The organism is Streptomyces sp. ISL-12 (assembly GCF_018614415.1).
In the GTDB taxonomy this organism is placed as follows: domain Bacteria; phylum Actinomycetota; class Actinomycetes; order Streptomycetales; family Streptomycetaceae; genus Streptomyces.
In genome coordinates this window covers 19,716-35,477 of record NZ_JAGGOO010000038.1, presented here as the reverse complement: position 1 = coordinate 35,477, position 15,762 = coordinate 19,716, and the positions used below count along the sequence as shown (strand labels likewise).

Annotated in this window: 13 protein-coding genes and 4 pseudogenes; 12 read left to right on the top strand and 5 right to left on the bottom strand. The window is 70.6% G+C overall.

What is annotated here, in order from left to right; all coding sequences use genetic code 11:
- The coding region (locus J7I94_RS11205; protein WP_215166864.1) for an ankyrin repeat domain-containing protein at positions 1–255 on the bottom strand (255 nt) is incomplete at its 3' end.
- Positions 256–679: 424 nt separating this feature from the next.
- On the bottom strand, positions 680–1,063 hold the full coding sequence (locus tag J7I94_RS11200) for a hypothetical protein (RefSeq protein WP_215166863.1): 384 nt from the start codon (positions 1,061–1,063) through the stop codon (positions 680–682).
- A gap of 72 nt (positions 1,064–1,135) precedes the next feature.
- Between J7I94_RS11200 and J7I94_RS11195 the strand changes: the two are divergent.
- Positions 1,136–1,420, top strand: a pseudogene (locus tag J7I94_RS11195) (transposase family protein); the annotation flags it as partial.
- A 200-nt stretch (positions 1,421–1,620) separates the two neighbouring features.
- Here the strand turns inward: J7I94_RS11195 and J7I94_RS11190 are convergent.
- The gene (locus J7I94_RS11190) at positions 1,621–2,064 is read right to left on the bottom strand and encodes a VOC family protein (protein ID WP_215166862.1); all 444 of its coding nucleotides are present in this window, start codon (positions 2,062–2,064) and stop codon (positions 1,621–1,623) included.
- A 492-nt stretch (positions 2,065–2,556) separates the two neighbouring features.
- Here J7I94_RS11190 and J7I94_RS11185 point away from each other — a divergent pair, with 492 nt between their 5' ends.
- The 11 genes and pseudogenes from J7I94_RS11185 (at position 2,557) to J7I94_RS11130 (ending at position 12,950) form a co-directional block, all read left to right on the top strand.
- Positions 2,557–3,201: a putative 2OG-Fe(II) oxygenase gene (locus J7I94_RS11185; RefSeq protein ID WP_308114544.1), complete on the top strand. Its 645-nt coding sequence runs from the start codon at positions 2,557–2,559 to the stop codon at positions 3,199–3,201.
- Positions 3,202–3,269: 68 nt separating this feature from the next.
- Positions 3,270–4,322, top strand: coding sequence for a beta-propeller fold lactonase family protein (locus tag J7I94_RS11180; RefSeq protein WP_215166861.1), 1,053 nt, complete (start codon positions 3,270–3,272; stop codon positions 4,320–4,322).
- A 94-nt stretch (positions 4,323–4,416) separates the two neighbouring features.
- The gene (locus J7I94_RS11175) at positions 4,417–5,103 is read left to right on the top strand and encodes a hypothetical protein (protein ID WP_215166860.1); all 687 of its coding nucleotides are present in this window, start codon (positions 4,417–4,419) and stop codon (positions 5,101–5,103) included.
- Positions 5,100–6,392: an MFS transporter gene (locus J7I94_RS11170; protein WP_215166859.1), complete on the top strand. Its 1,293-nt coding sequence runs from the start codon at positions 5,100–5,102 to the stop codon at positions 6,390–6,392. Before J7I94_RS11175 ends, J7I94_RS11170 begins: the two co-directional genes overlap by 4 nt.
- Complete coding sequence (locus tag J7I94_RS11165) at positions 6,389–7,582, top strand: DNA glycosylase AlkZ-like family protein (RefSeq protein WP_215166858.1); 1,194 nt, start codon at positions 6,389–6,391, stop codon at positions 7,580–7,582. The genes J7I94_RS11170 and J7I94_RS11165 overlap by 4 nt, the downstream gene beginning before the upstream one ends.
- 181 nt (positions 7,583–7,763) lie before the next feature.
- A complete protein-coding gene (locus J7I94_RS11160) occupies positions 7,764–7,916 on the top strand; it encodes a sigma factor-like helix-turn-helix DNA-binding protein (RefSeq protein ID WP_215166857.1) in 153 nt (50 codons plus the stop codon).
- A 2-nt stretch (positions 7,917–7,918) separates the two neighbouring features.
- Positions 7,919–8,071 (top strand): annotated as a pseudogene (locus J7I94_RS39325) (zeta toxin family protein); the annotation flags it as partial.
- An 82-nt stretch (positions 8,072–8,153) separates the two neighbouring features.
- Positions 8,154–9,632: a hypothetical protein gene (locus J7I94_RS11155; RefSeq protein ID WP_308114543.1), complete on the top strand. Its 1,479-nt coding sequence runs from the start codon at positions 8,154–8,156 to the stop codon at positions 9,630–9,632.
- A 198-nt stretch (positions 9,633–9,830) separates the two neighbouring features.
- Positions 9,831–11,171, top strand: a pseudogene (locus J7I94_RS11145) (DegT/DnrJ/EryC1/StrS family aminotransferase).
- Positions 11,147–12,247: pseudogene (locus J7I94_RS38265) on the top strand (NADH:flavin oxidoreductase/NADH oxidase). The pseudogenes J7I94_RS11145 and J7I94_RS38265 overlap by 25 nt, the downstream one beginning before the upstream one ends.
- Positions 12,248–12,335: 88 nt before the next feature.
- Positions 12,336–12,950 (top strand): hypothetical protein, encoded by a 615-nt coding sequence (locus J7I94_RS11130; RefSeq protein ID WP_215166853.1) that lies wholly within the window; start codon positions 12,336–12,338, stop codon positions 12,948–12,950.
- 60 nt (positions 12,951–13,010) lie between these two features.
- Here J7I94_RS11130 and aroA read toward each other — a convergent pair whose 3' ends face one another.
- Both aroA and J7I94_RS11120 read right to left on the bottom strand, forming a co-directional pair.
- Positions 13,011–14,330 carry a 3-phosphoshikimate 1-carboxyvinyltransferase gene (aroA, locus tag J7I94_RS11125; protein ID WP_215166852.1) on the bottom strand — a complete coding sequence of 440 codons (1,320 nt, stop codon included), beginning with the start codon at positions 14,328–14,330 and terminating at the stop codon, positions 13,011–13,013.
- Between the two features lie 890 nt (positions 14,331–15,220).
- Positions 15,221–15,691, bottom strand: coding sequence for an SUKH-4 family immunity protein (locus J7I94_RS11120; protein ID WP_215166851.1), 471 nt, complete (start codon positions 15,689–15,691; stop codon positions 15,221–15,223).
- Between the last annotated feature and the right edge of the window lie 71 nt (positions 15,692–15,762).

The window sequence follows — 15,762 nt, the reverse complement described above, 5'->3', positions numbered from 1 at the left end:
TATGGGCGTTTGACCGCCATATGACTCTAGGTTTGGGTCGGCTCCATAAGCCAGAACGATTGCAGTCAGCGCACCATGCAACCGGCATCCAGACTGCAACACCGAATCCCCTTCAACTTCGATCGCGTGACCCAGTAGAGTAATCTCAAAACATTTCTCGTTTGGATCCGCTCCAGCGTCAAGGAGCACGGACAGTTCCTCATAGTCGCAATTTTCGACCGCCTGGTGGACCAACGTCCATGGTTCTACGTCCAAGAGAATTCCTTCCTCTAAACAGAAAGTCGATCGAGGTCCCCTTCGGTACCATCTGGACCGGAACCCCCGATGTCGCGCTCTACACCACAGCACCCGTCGGCGTGGTCATCCCCGCCGACACCGAAGCCGACTGGGCGCAGCCGTGCCCGGTGGAAGAAGGTCGGCGGTCCCCGCTCGTCACTCTTCAGACCGACCCGGCCTGAGACACGGGCTTCCGGTCGACGACACCGCCCTTCACCGTATCCGGCGGAAGGGGCGGAGTCGTGGGCAGCCAGTTGCTGAGGCGGGACTGGCCTGGGGCTTGACCGGCCTCTGGTCGCGGTCCCGCTTCTCTCCAGACTGCCGCCACACCGCTGTGTCCGGTCCGTCCCAAAGAGTTGTCCCGTAACTGCTGGTCAAAGTGGGCCGTTGGCGCCGGTCGACGTTAGCCGAAGAGGAGGTCGACGTCCTTCTCGATGCAGAGTTGCAGGACGACCACGAACTGGCGGGCGTCGTCGAGGTGCCGCTGGAGGAGCGGGTCGATGCTTCCCTCTTGAGGTTGGTCGGCGATCTCCTGCAGGCGGGGCAGGATCGCCGCGCACTGGACCGGCGTGAGGTCCGGGCCGTCGTCGTCGGGATGATTGAGGAGTGGTGCCAGGGTGGTGGAGACGTCTCTCCAGGAGCGCTGTCCGCCGAAGCCGTCCATCTCGTTTAGTTCGAAGCCCTCGGCCTGCGCCAGCCACCGCCGGAACACTCCAAAGCGTGTGTAGGACCAGGACACGTCCGGGCTGCTGGTGTCGCCGTCTCCTGGGAACAGAACGAGCCCCACGTGTCCTCCTCGTTGACCGAGCCCACAGGGTCGGCCTGAGGGAAGGGCGACGGCAACTGAAATGTTCTCCCTGTGGCTGGTGTGATCACAGCGTCGGAGCCGTCCTGGATAGCCCCGTTCGCCGGGCTGAGCTAGCGTCAGCTCGGGAAGCTGATCACCGTGCTGCGGCGCGAGGGTGCGGACCCGGTTCGCAAGGGCTGGCCGTGGAGCCTGCCGCTGGAAGACCGTGCGCTGCTGGTCGCCGTCTACTGGCGGACCAACCTGACGCTGCGCCAACTGGCACCGCTGTTAGGGACGTCGAAGTCGGCCGCCGACCGCATCATCGAGCTCCCCGAGCCGAAGGTGCGCCCGCATCCTGATCCTCCGCCTTCGACGGGGTCCGGCAGAGGCCAGAGCCCTACGCACTGGGAATGCCTCTACCCTAACCAGCACCAAGACACAGGATGACCTCATGCAGTCACCACTCGCAATCACGTGCGACCGGCGACAGGTCGGACCGCTTGGGTTTCCGTGCGAATGGTGCTGGCGCCGCCGCGGCCGTGGCCGTCCATCCCCGCTTACGGTGCTGTGGCGATGAGTTCGATTTCAAAGCCGTCGCGGTTCTCGAGGTAGGCGGCGTACTGCTGGGGGCCGCCGGCGTGGGGGTGTCGTTCGGGGAACAGCAGGGTCCAGCCTGCGCCGGAGGTCGCCTTGTCGGTAAGGGCGTCCACGTCGGTGCGGGTGGCGACGTGGAAGGCGAGGTGGTTCAGTCCGGGTGCGCAGCGGTCGTGGCGGGGGTGGGTGAGGGCGGGGGACTGTTCGAAGACGAGGTAGGTGGTCGCGTGGCGCCAGCTTCGGCCTGCGGCCCAGCTCTGGTGGAGGGTGTAGCCGAGGGCTTCGAGGAGCCAGGCCCAGTCTTCGATGGCCCGCTGGAGGTCGGGGACCCAGATCTCGACGTGGTGCAGGCCACCGTGAGGGGCTCCTGCCGGCCCGTCGGCGGCTGTGGGCGAGGTAGGGGGCATGGATGGGGGTTCCTCATTCGCGGGTGAAGGCTGGCAGGGAACTGTACCGGCGCGCTGGCAGGCGAAGGACCGGGCTCTACCGGCCCTGCTCGGGAAGTGCTGAGGGGGCGGGTGGTGTGAGCAGTGCTGTCCGGCTGCCGGGGAGGTATCGGGCGCACCGTGGCCGTGCGCCGTTTTCACTCCATTGTGGGGTGGGTGCGGGGAGCTGGGACGGGTGATGCGGGTGAACGCGGACGCCTGGCGCTGCATGTCATGCACGGGCGAACACAGAGACGGTTTTCTCGCTGCGGGTAATTCTTTAGGGCAAGGAGAATGGTTTTTCCGAAGTGCGCCCTCTGTGCGCCGCTTCATCTTCCGGCAGTTACTCCTTGCGTAGAGACATCGCCGGGCCGGAGACTTCTTGCACAGTCCAACCAGTGTCTCCGGAAATCGTCAGGACGGTTCATGCCGGATTCTTCAGGGATTTCTCTCACTGAACACTCCAGTGCTCCCGTGAAAGCGCGCATGATTCAGGCTTTTCCTACCCCCGTGGCGTGTCTTTCTTATCCGAAGGCCGGTGAACTCAACGGGCGGCTGAAGGATCTGGTCATGTCCCGGGTGAAATCCGGGGGAAAGGATTTCGGGTACAAGAGGGAGTCGGCGGGGGATCTGGCGTCGTGGGGTGATCCGGGGCTGGTGGAACTGACCCGGTGGGTGGGCCGGATGGCCGCCCAGCTGGTCGAGAAGCTGGCCGGGGTGCCGCTGGCGGAGGCGTACCTGCGGTCCCGAGAGGGTGAGAGCGGCAGCGGGAAGGCGCCGGTGGTGGGCGTCGTGGCGAGCCGGAGCTGGGCGAGCGTGTACCACAGCGGGGACCGGCACGAGCCGCACTTCCACCCCAATACGGCCTGGTCGGCGATCTACTACGTGGCCGCGCCGGGGCCCTGCGAGCTCGATCTGCTGGATCCGCGGCCCTTTGTCGACTACTTCGACGCGGGTATTTCGCTGGCCGGGGAAGACCAGAGGGTCCGTCTGACGTGTACGCCGGGCGACCTGGTGCTGATTCCTGGCTGGCTGCGGCATGCGGTACCCGCATTCCAGGACGACGGGGTGCGTATCTCCCTCTCCTGGAATCTGAACTACATGGCACGGTCCGGCTGAACAACCCGCCTGGCGGCCGGAGAACAAGGACAGCGAGTAACCCGAGGAATCGAAAAAGGGAGCCAGTCATGGCGCGTAACGTGCAGTTCTTCACCACCGACACCGACGACGGGACGATCTCGGTGGTGGCGAAGACCGGGCCGGGCGAGCACCGGCGGATCGAGCAGATCCGGGTCGGCAACGCCCCGCGGGGCGGGGTGAAGTTCACCGCGGACGGGCGCGGGTTCGTGTGCAACACCTCGCAGAACACCGTGTCGGAGATCGACGCGGTGGCGTTGGAGGAGGTGCGGCGGATCGAGGTCGGACACGGGCCGCGGGGCCAGGGGCTGCTGCCCGGGGACCGCTACCTGCTGGTGTCGAACTCGGGCAGCGACACCGTCAGCATCGTGGACCTGGAGCTGAACACCGAACTGCGTCAGGTGCCGGTGGGCCGGGACCCGCGGCACATGGGGATCACCGCCGACGGCCGTACGGCGTACGTGTGCGTGTGGGGTGCGGGGTACGTCAGCAAGCTCGACCTGTCGTCTCTGGTGGACGACGAGGACCCCGCCGGGGTCACCGAGGTCGCGCAGATCCCGGTGGACCGGTACGCCCACCCCTACAGCCTGGCCATCGACCCGTCAGGCCGGCGCGTGTTCGTCGCCAACACCCAGGCGCCGTACGTGACCGTGATCGACACCGCCACCGACGAGGTCACCAACGTCGACATCGGGTTCATCGGCGGCCGTGCGGTCCAGTTCAGCCCCGACGGACGGCACGCGCTGCTGACGGTGGAGACCGTCAGCCGCGTCTACGTCATCGATGTGCAGACGCTGGAGGTCACCCGGCACATCCCGGTGGGCGCCGGGCCGCGCGGTCTGGTCGTCGACGCCAGTGACGAGACCGCCTACGTCACCAACTTCTCCCGGGCCACGGTCCTGGGCCTCGCGCCGGAACTGGACTACGAGCCCAACACCCTCACCGTGATCGACCTGTCCTCGGCACCACTGGACCGCGACGAGGACGTCTTCGACTGCGAGCCCATCGTCGTCGGCTACGGACCCTGCTCGGTGACCATGTTCGACCTGGACACGCTGCCGGAAGACGAACGCACGCGCCGCGCGGACCGCATCCGCGCCTGACCCCCCCCATGAGCGCGTTCCCGCGCGGTGCCCGCGCGGGAACGCGCCGTTCTCACCGACCGCTGGTCCGACGCACAGGAAGCACACTGCCGTTTTGGCCGAGATCGAGTTCACCGCGCTGTATCCGTGGTCGCTGCTGCCCGACAAGCCACGCGTCGACCGGGCAGCAGCCCGGGCCGAACGCGACCTGTACACAGCGGAGTTCCGGCATGTCCGCATCACCCGTCTGCCTGAGGACTGCCCGCCCTGGGCCTTGGGCCGCACGCTGGGATGGACGGTGCGTTCCCCGGTCAGCTGCACCATGACTCCGCTCACCGACACCGACGTCGGCGTTCCGGACGGGGAGGATGCGCGGGCGGTGAGCCTGCGGGCCGGAGGCGGCCAGATGTGGCGCCGCGGGACCGACTGGATCTCGGTGGCCGACGGCCACTGGCTGCGGCTGTACGACTTCCGCAACGCCGACGGCACGTGGGAGGCGATGTTCCTGCCCAACGGGCAGGGCAGCGCCGAGTGGCGCCTCGGCATCGCCGTGACGTGCGCCGAACCCTACTTCCTGATGGTGCTGCCGCTGGACCCCCCGCTGGAAGGGCTGGACGTCCCGGTCGGCATCCTGGGCGCGAAAACCGTCAACGCCATGACCGCCGGCGGAGGTATCAGCATCGCCGTCCGGCCCACCCGGCCCCTTGAGGTGCGCCGCGGTCAGCCGGTCGCCCGGCTCGTCCTGCTGCATCCCGACACCCTGCGCGCCAACGCCGCCACCACCCCCTGCCCGGCGTCATGAGCGCGCCTCGGCTCCGGCCCGGCGGCACACCGGCCCTCCTCCTGCGGCCGCCGGCCGCTCCTCTGCTGGCTCTGGCGTTCGCGGCCCGCACCGTCGCCGCCGTCCTGCCGATCACGCTGCTGCTCGCGCTCGCCGACCGCTACGGCTACGCCCGAGCCGCACTCGTCGGCGGCAGCCACACCCTCGTACTGGCCTTCCTGGTCCCGCTGCGGGGCCGGCTCCTGGACCGCTACGGGCACCGGAACGCCCTGCCCGTCATGGCCGTCGTGGCCATGACGCTGACAACGGTGGCCGCCGTCAGCGTCACCGCCCGGTGGCCCTGGTGGACCACCTTGCTCCTGGTCATCACCGCGAGCATGAGCGGGCCGCCCCTCAACGCGGCCCTGCGCTCCTCCTGGCGCCGTCTCGTCGCCCCGACGCACCTCAAAGCAGTGCACACGGCCGACAGTGTGCTGGAGGAAGCCGGCTTCGTCGCCGCCCCGCTGGCCGCGGGCACCGCCGTGACCCTCCTCGACGAGGTCACCGCCTACCAGACGGCCGCCGCCTGCTACCTGCTGACCATGGCCCTGTACCTCGCCGCAGCCCGGCACTGGGGCCTGGCCCACACCCGGCCTCCCGCACCTGCCGAACGCAGCCGGGCGGCACGGCGCGCGCACCGGTGGCTCGGCCCTCTGGCCCAGCCCCGCATCCTTATGATCATGCTGCCGCTGCTCGTCATGGGCTGCCTGTTCGGCGGCACAGGCATCTACGTGCCCGCCTACAGCCAGGCCCACCACGCCACCGCACAGATCGGCCCCCTGCTCGCCGCAATCTCAGCCGGCGGCGTGCTCGGCGGCCTCCTCTACGCGGCCCTGCCCACCCGCCGCCTTCCGCCCTGGACCCTCTACCGGCTGCTGACCGCGGGCTTCGCCCTGCCCGGCTGCTTCCTGCTGTTCGCCCGCCCGCCCCTGCTGCTGGCCGCACTGCTCCTGCTGTCCGGCCTGTTCGTCACCCCGCTGTTCATCACCGCCTTCCTCCTCCTGGACGCCACCGCCACCGACGACGTACGCACCGAGGCCAACACCTGGGTCGGTGCCAGCACCGACATCTCCAACGGCATCACCGCCATCGCCATCGGCGCCCTCACCGCCGGCCAGCACTTCCACACCGCCCTCACCGTCCTGTCGGCATGCGCCGCCTGCGGCATCCTGACCGCCCTCCTCCTGCCCTCACCCCCACCACCCCCTGAGAAAGCCCCCAACGACACCCCTCAGCCCGGCCCCGGCCGTGAAGTACCAGCCGGCTCATGACAGCGCCGGTGTGCCTCTCCCCCGGCGAAGCACGGCGTATCGCCATCGCCGCGACGCTCCTCGACCCCGGCGCGGACAGCCTGGACAGCCTGCTGGAACGGCTGCGGATCATCCAGCTCGACTCGATCACCACCCTGGCCCGGGCCCACCAACTCACCCTCACCGCCCGCCTCCCCCACCTCACGGCCCCGCAGGTGGACACCCTCCTGCAGGACGGCCCCCAGCCCCTCACCTTCGAATACCCCGCCCACGCCCACGCTCTGGTCCCCCTCGGCGACTGGCCCCTGTGGGCGTTCCGCCGACGCGCCGCCCGCCGGCGCCCCGAATACCCGCCGCCCGCCGAACGCCGCAGGATCCTCGCCCTCCTCGGCGAACACGGTCCACTGCCCCTCCGCGGCCTGCGCCCGCCCAATGCCCCGGCATCCGCCGGCTGGACCTGGGGACCGGTCAAACAGGCCGTGGAGTTCATGCTGTGGGCAGGAGACCTCATCTGCGTGCGCCGTACGACCGGCTGGCAGCGCCTCTTCGACCTCCCTGAACGCCACCTGCCCGCCCACCTGCACACCGACGCCCTCACCGACGACGCATGCCTGACCGATCTCCTCGGCCACGCCGGACGCGCCCTGGGCGCCGCCACAGCCACAGACCTCGCCGACTACCTCCGCATCCCCGCCCGGCACGCAGCCCGGCTCCTGCCCCAGACCCTGCTGCTGCCCGCAACGGTCCCCGGCTGGACCGAACCCACCTGGGTCCACCCCGACGCCCTCCACCCGCCCCACCCCGCCCCCGGGCAGGCACTCCTTCTGGGCCCCTTCGACAACCTGATCTGGAACCGCCCCCGCACCCGCCGCCTGTTCGGATTCACCCACATCCTGGAGGCCTACAAACCCGCCCACCGCCGCATCTACGGCTACTACGTCTGCCCACTCCTCACCGACGACCGGCTCACCGCCCGTGCCGACCTCACCCGCACCGGACACCACCTCACCGTCCTGCGCACCCTGCCCGAACCAGACGCACCCCACGACACCCCGCAGCGCATCACCCAGGCCTGCCACCGGCTCCAGAAAGCGCTCGGCCTCCAGAGCACCGGACCGAGCGGCGCCGGCTGGGCTCGGTATTCAGCAGCACCGCAACGAGATTCGGGCAGCGTACGGGCCGGGTCTGGAGAGCCTGCTGGGCGGAGGTGAACAAGCTGGAGCGGAGCGGCAGGCTGACAGACCGCATAACGGCGTGGGAGAGTCCCGCGCACCCATCCGCGAACAGATCCGCGGGCAGCTCCAGCCGGCGTTCGAGAAGGCCCTCGCCGACATCTTGGCCCTCGAGGACCCAGTGGCCCGTGACAGAACCGCCCGCGCTCTGCAGGCTGCTTTGACCGAGGCGATTGCCGAGCCGCTCACCCGGACCAAGGCCGTCCGGCAGCAGGCCGTGCTGGAGTTACGCCAGAGCCTCACTCTGGCCAAGGTCGCCGAGTTGCTCGGGCTGTCCGTCGGCCGTGTCGACCAGATCGCCAAGGGCAAGTAACGGTGGCAGAAGGCAACACCGGTGGCTCCGTGCTGTCCGCGCAGGAACGCCTCGCCGCGCTGCACCAGGTGATCATCCCGGAGGCGACGAAGAACTCCGTCCCGCAGAAGAGGCCGGTCGTGCTGTTCGTGGCCGGGCAGCCCGGCGCGGGCAAGACGCGGGTGGCCGATCTCTTCCAGGCCGTCCTGCACTACCGCGGCGGCTGCGTACGGACTGCACCTCTACCTCGACCTGTCCGTGGCCCGCTTCCTCAAACTGCGCCGCACCGGCCGCACGCCCGAGCCGGCCGACTTCGACCACGACTTCCCCGCTCTGGTCGCCCGCACCCTCACCGACCTGACCGCCGACGAACGCTACGTCCTGCGCTCGGTGAGCCTGCTGGACGCCTTCGACATCGCGCTGGCCACGCGTACCGCCGGCCTCACTCACCAGGCCCCCGCCCAGCGGCTCGCCGAACGCCCCCTCGTCCGCGAGAACCCCTTCGGGCTGTGGCCCTACCACCTGCACGCTCTCCGCTCCGCCGTCCGCAACGCCGACGACACCACCGACGACCGCTGGAGCGAGGCCGACTGGCAGCAGGCCGCCCACCGCGCCCACACCGCCCTCGGCGACCAGTGGCGCAACACCACGGCCCCGGGCCGGCTGCTGCTCGTCGCCTGCCTGCGCCAGGGCCTGCGCCTGGCCCGCGACCATCACCTGGACCTGGACTGGCTCACCGAGGCGGCCTGGGCCTACGTCGGCGACTCCGTGTGGGAACCCATCGCCCCGCCCGACGCCGGCACCGACCTGCCAGGCCTGGCCACCCCGGCCAACGCGCTCACCGAACTCCTGCACACCCTCGCCCGCCGCCAGCACGAACACCGCGCCCGCACCGTCGACCGGCTCACCGCCGTCCTCGACACCCGCCTGCTGCCGCCCGAGCTGACCGAGATGGCCGTCTACTACCGGGCCAAGGCCGAACGCGACCTCGGCCGACCGGACCACTCACGCCGAGGGATGCAGTACGTCGCCGACCGCGGCGGCCGGCTCGCCCCCGCCGCCCGCCGCGGCCTGGCCCACCTCGCCCGCCTCGCCGGCGACTTCCCCACCGCCCTCGCCGCCGCCCGGACCCTCGGCTGGGCAGGCCGCCACCACCGTGTCGAAGGCGACCTGTGGTGGCCCCACGGCGACATGCACCGCGCCGCCACCGCCTACACCGCCGCCCGCACCGAAGCCGAAGACCACGGCATCACCGGTGAACGCGCCACCAGCCAGGCCCAGCGCGCCTTCACCCTCGCCTTCACCGACCCCACCGCCGCGGCCGCCGACATCGACCTCGCCCACCAGTACCTGACCGGCCTCGTACTCCGCGTCACCACCGCCACCGTGCGAACCGCCGAACTCCTGCGCGATGCCGGCACCGCCCGCGACGTCACCGACCGCGCCGAACGCCTCCGCACCGACATCCGTCTCGCCGGCGTCACCGCCGCCGAACCCGTCCTCGAACTCGCCCTGGCCTTCTACCACGCCGTCACCGGCGACGACGACCAGCTCACCGCCTGCATCACCCGCCTCAACGCCCTCACCGCGGGCGGCGACTACGCCCACTACATGGCCGACCGCCCCCTCACCGAACCGCCGACGGCCCGCTGGATCGACGGCGAGGACGCCGTACGAGACCGGTGGCGCACCCTGGTCACGAACCGGAGGGCGCGCTTGTTCCCCGGATCCCCCTGACGGCAGCACCGTCCGCTCCGCGTACTGCTGCTCGGCAGCGCACATAGCTGTGGCCCCGGACAGGCCCCCGCAGCAGGGCCCCGCTCGTGCGCCGTCGGTGCGGGAGGTGGTGGAGGGTCCGGTCGGCGAGCGGTGGCGGGCGGTGGTCGCGGCGTCGCGGAGCTGGCCGCTGCTGCGGGCCACGCCGGGGCCGGCGGCATGGCCCGAGCAGGAGACGAGAAGCCCATGGCGATGACGACGGCACCGGCATCACCCGGCACCCCCAGGATGACCGCGCTCGCGGAGGACGAGGCGCTGCTGTGGCCGTGGTGGTCGCAGCAGGCCGCGGAGACGGTCCGGCTGCTGCTGGAGGAGGGCGACATGGCGGCGGCCGGACCCGGTCACCCGCTGATCGACGCCTGTGAGGAGCTGGCCGCGGACGTCCTGGCGCCGGGACGGCTGGTGATGCTGTGCGACTCGGGCACCGCCGCGCTGGAGACGGCGTACGCCGCGCTGGGGCTGGATGCGGGCAGCGACGTCCTCGTCGCGTCGCACTCCTTCCGGTCGACGGTGACGGCGATGCTCCCCACGGCCTGGTGCCGGTGCTGTGCGACAGCGACCCCGTGACCGGCGGGATCGCTCGCCGACGCCGCCGCCCGCCTGACGCCGCGCACGGCGGCGCTGACCATCACGCACACCTGGGGCCGTCCCGTGCCGTTGGACGCGGTGCGCCGTTTCTGCGCTCGGCATCAGCTGGCCCTGGTGGCGGACTGCTCCCACGCCCATGGACTGGCCTGGCGGGACCGGCCGGTGGGCTGTGCGGGAGATGTGACGGTCTGGTCGTGCGGCACCTGGAAGATGGCCTCCGGCGGGAAGGCCGGGCTGCTGGCGACCGGGCACCGCGACGTCTGGGAGCGGGCGCTGGTCCTGTCCCAGCCCAAGCACCGGGCCCTGGCCCGGGTGCGCGACGAACGGCTGCGGGCCCTGGCCCGGACGGGCGCCGGGCACACCCGGCGGGCCAGCCCGGCTGCGGCCGTCCTCGTCGCGGACCACCTGCGGCGACTGCCGCACACCCTGGCGACCAAGAACGAACGGCAGACGGCCGTCGAGGAGCTGCTCGCCCGGCACCTGCCCGCGCTGGCACCGCTGCCGCAGCCCGCCGGCCGCACGGCGGGCGCTCTGTACAAGTGGCACTGGCGTACGCCCGCCACCCACTCCCCCGAGGCGGTGATGGCGGCGCTGCGCGGCGCCGGTGTCCGCGCGGGGCTGCCGTCCCGGCCCCTGCACGAGACACCGCTGTTCACCGACCCCCGTATCGCCGCCGCGATGGGCTGGCGCATCCCGCTCCCGGAGGCCGGCTCCTTCCCCGGCACGGCCCGGCTCCTGGACCGCCTGGTGGAGCTCGATACCCGGGACGCCTACGAGCCGCTGCCCGACGGCGACCCGGACCCCTACGACCATGCGCTGGCCGTGGCCGCCGAACATCTGGCCGCGCGGCCGGAACCTGACACACCGACGACAGAGGGGACACCGTCATGGACTGGCCGTTCACGCCGCTGAGGCTGCGCGACGTCGAGCTGCGCAACCGGCTCGGCCTGCCGGCGATGAGCACCTACCAGGCCGCTCCGGGCAGCCTGCCCGATCCGCGCTGGCACCTGCCGCACTACCAGACCCGCTCCATCGGCATGGGCCTGGTCGTCGTCGAGGCCACCGCCGTCGCCCCCGAAGGGCTGGCCACCCCGGACGATCTGGGGCTGTGGAACGACGACCAGGCCACGGCGCTCGCCGGGCTCGCAGAAGTGATCGCCGCCCAAGGCGCCGTGCCCGCACTCCAGCTCTCCCACGCCGGCCGCAAGGCCTCGCGCACCCGGCCCTGGGGCGCGCGGGCCGACGTCCCGCTCACCGAGACCGACGGCGGCTGGACCTGCCATGCTCCCTCCCCGCTCGCCTTCGCCGCCGGCTACCGCACCCCCGCCCCGATGACACCGCAGCAGATCTAGGAGACCATCCGCCAGTTCGCCCAGGCCGCCGCCCGGGCAGTTGCCGCCGGATTCCGCGCCGTGGAACTCCACGCCGGGCACGGCCGGCTCCTGCACTCCTTCCTCTCCCCCATCGCCAACCGGCGCGAGGACACCTACGGCGGCGACTTCACGGGCCGGGCCCGCATGCTGCGCCAGACCGTACGCGCGGTGCGCACCGCCCTGCCCGACGCCCTCCCCCTCCTCGTGCGTCTGTCGTGCCGGGACTTCCAGCCCGGCGGCTGGCGTCTTGAGGACACGCTGCGGCTCGTGCCGCTGCTCGCCGCGGACGGCGCCGACCTGATCGACTGCACCTCCGGCGGGATCGCCCGCCCCGAGACCCGCCCCACCGGACCCTGCTGGCAGGCCCCCTACGCGGCCGTGGTCCGCCGCCGCACGGGCGTGCCCACCGCGGCTGTCGGCAAGATCACCACCCTGGAACAGGCCCGCGGCCTGCTGGACGACGGCTCCTGCGACCTGGTCCTGATGGGACGCCAGTTGCTGATCGACCCGATGCTCCCCGCCCGCAGCGCTCCCGGCCTCGCCCCCGCCCCCTACCAGCGGGCCCTGGCCACGGCCGCCGTGCCGGGCGACGGCCACCTGCCCCCGGAACTGTGACCAACGGCAAGAGGGAGATACCGCTCATGCTGTCCTGCACGACGCCGGACTGATCTTCGTCCGCACCCGGAAGACCGCGGGCACTTCGGTGGAGATCGCCCTGTCCCGCCACGCCGGCGAGCGGGACGTCATCACCTCGATGTCACCGCGCGACGAAGCCCTCAGGGCGGCCGAAGGCGGCCGGCCCCCGCAGCACCACCTGCTCCCCGGCCATACCCCCGGCCCCGAGCCGGTACCGCCCGGGCGAGGGCCGGGCGTGCGCTACTACAACCACATGCCCGCCCACGAGATCCGCACCACGCTCGGGGCCGGCACCTGGGACCGGTACGTGACCGTGTGCCTGGAACGCAGCCCCTACGAGAAGGTCGTCTCCCTCTACTTCCACCGCCACCGCAGCGCGCCCCGTATCGGCCTGGAGGCGTTCATCGGCTCCGGCGAGTTCCGCGACGCGCTCAACTGGCCCCTCTACACCGACGCGGCGGGCTCGGTCCTGGTCGACGTCGTCATCCGCCACGAACACCTCCAGGCGGGCCTGGACGCGCTGTGCTCCCGGGTGGGCCTTCCCCCGCTCACACTGCCCCGCGCTAAGACCCAGTTCCGGCCGCCCGGAAGCCACTACCGCCACCTCCTCAGCCCCGCCGCGCGCCGGGCCGTCGAGGAGGCCTACGCCCCGGAGTTCACCCACCACGGCTACAGCTGGTAGCCCCGCCCGCGCCGGAAGTCCCGCCCCTCCTGGAGGTGGCGGGACTTCCGGCGGTGTGTCTCACGCGGCTGGGGCGGCGGCCGTCCCGGTCAGGCGCACCAGGTCGGCGGCGAAGCCCGGGTAGCTGGTCGCCACCGACTCCCAGCCGTCGATGACGGTGATCCCCTCGGCCGCGCACGCCCCGGCGACGGCGGCCGTCATCGCGATCCGGTGGTCACCGTGGCTGTCGACGCGGCCCGCGCGCAGCCGGGCGGTGCCCTCGATGACCATGCCGTCCTCGGTCTCGGTCACCCGCACTCCGAACGCCCGCAGCATCGCCGCGGTGGAGGCGATCCGGTCCGACTCCTTCGCCCGCAGGTCCTGCGCTCCGGAGATCACGGTCATGCCGTCGGCGACGGCGGCCGCCATCGCCAGCACCGGCACCTCGTCCACGATCCCCGGAATGTCCTCGGCGGTGAGCTCGACCGCCCGCAGCCGCGACGCGCGCACCACCAGCGTTCCCGTGGCCAGGTCGAAGTCGATGTCGGCGCCCATCCGCTCCAGCACGCCCACGAAGTCGCTGCGCCCGAAGCCGGGGTAGAGGTTGTCCACGGTCACCTCGCCCTGGTCGGCGAGCAGCGCGGCCACCGCCCAGAACGCCGCCTGCGACGGGTCTCCGGGCACAGCGATGTCCGTGCCCGTCAGCTCGCCCGGCTCGAGGGTCACCCGGTTCCCGTCGACCCGCACCCGGCCCCCGAACTCCAGCAGCATCTCCTCGGTGTGCCGCCGCGTCGGATGGATCTCCTCCACCGTCGTCGGCCCCGTGGCGGACAGGCCGGCCAGCAGCACAGCGCTCTTGACCTGAGCCGACGCCACCGGCGGAGCGTAGGTGATGCCGGTCAGGCCACCGCCGCGGATCACGAGCGGGGCCAGCCGGCCGCCTTCGCGTCCGTCGACCGTCGCGCCCATGGCGCGCAGTGGCTCGGCGATCCGGTCCATCGGCCGCCGGCGCAGGTAGCGGTCCCCGGTGAGGACTGAGATGCCGTCGATCCCGGCACAGACTCCGGCGGTGAGCCGGATACCGGTGCCCGCGTTGCCGTGGTCCAGGACCTCGTCCGGCTCATGCCGAATCGGCCCCTCCACCTGCGCCCGGCCCTCACCGGCGTCGGTGACGGTCACTCCGAACCGCTCGATGGCCCGCAGCGTGTGCGTCACGTCCTGCCCCCGGGACAGGCCGGAGATCGCGGTCGGGCCGTGCGCGATCGCTGCCAGGAGAGCCGCCCGGTGGGAGATGCTCTTGTCGCCGGGCACCCGCAGCGAGCCGCGGGCCGGGCCGGCCCCGGTCACCTGGAGGCTGGAAACAGCATCGAGCCCGGTAGCGTCAGGAGTCTCGGGAGTCATGGATCTTCTCTCTGCGAAGGGGACAGATACAGCCCGGCCACGGGGCCGATGGGCACTCACCGTGTCCGAAAGATCACACCTCGACCCTACGCGCCTGTCACTGTCCGGCGGGAGCGGATCCTCGAAGTGAGCCGTGTTGGATCGGCCGCGCCGGAGGGGAGCATCGGTTGTGTCCGCCTGCCTGCGGTCCAGCCGGCTGTAGGGAAGGATCGGCAAGCGACTGGCGGCTCCGGCACGGGGAGCACCTGGAAGGTGAGCGAACGTAGCCCGTACGACTGCCGCTGCTGCCTCCTGATCGCACCGGCCCGCACCGGCCGGAGCCTGCGCAGCAGGCGATTCGGTCTGCGGTCGGTCAGGCGGCGCAGGATGCGGGCGGGCGGGCTGGCTCGGGGCTGCGGCGGGCGGCGGCCAGGAGCGCGGTGACCCGGGCGGGGTCGGTGCCGGTGATGGTGGCGATGCGGTCGATGCTCAGGCAGAGGTCGTCATGGAGGAGTGCGGTGTCCTCGGCCGGGCTGGAGTGCGGCCAGCGCGGCGGGCGACGGCCCGGGTGTGCGCGTTCCAGGCCCAGGCGGAGGGGCGTTGCTCGGTCATGATCCGGGTCCAGTTGCTGGCGATGAGGTCGAAGAGCTGGGTGACGCTTGGGCAGACTCAATGAAACTGCAAATGTCATCCGATATGGTTGCCCAAAATATTACGCCCCACCCCGGCAGCGTGCTGTAGCAATTGCTCAGCAGTTGGAATTCTGCTCTCTCTGAGTGATACTCGGGCGTGCGTACGTTCTGCGAAACAGGAAGAGGGCTCGTGCGCCAGATATGGCCACAATGGCCGCCGCCGCATAGGGTGCGCCTCGCTAAGCGCCGCCATCGAGCTCGCACTACTCAGATGATAACCTACGTGAAATCCCCAAGTGAAACCCCCCACCTAATCTCATACCAGTAAGTATTCTCCTGGTAGGCCTGCGCGTCAATTCTCCGAATCTCTTCTTCCAGTTTCCGGGCCAGCCGTTCATCTTCATCCTCATTTTCGTCGGACTCGACACCTTCCTCGGATTCAAACTCGGACAACAGGGAGGAGAAGAAGGAGAGGCAATCCGCATACTCGGCGAGGGAGGAATTGACGAACGAAATGCCGGATTCTCCATGCGTCTCCATTACTTTCCCATTCTCGGCGTCGACTAGCAGTCTACCCGAGGCCCCTGTGAAACCAAAATGAATAAACGAACGCCCATTAATTCGCGTGTACTCCAGTGCCTGTAGTGGCCGAAAAATCTCACCAACCGACTCAGTTGAAATGGAGTATATTTTGCGAAGTGATTTATCTTGCAAGGTCATTGCATGCAATTCGAAGTCATTGCTTGACATGACGAACTCATCTCTCGGGAGGGGGTGGGTGACTAGCGTACACTAATCACCCACCCGTCATCCTAGAACCG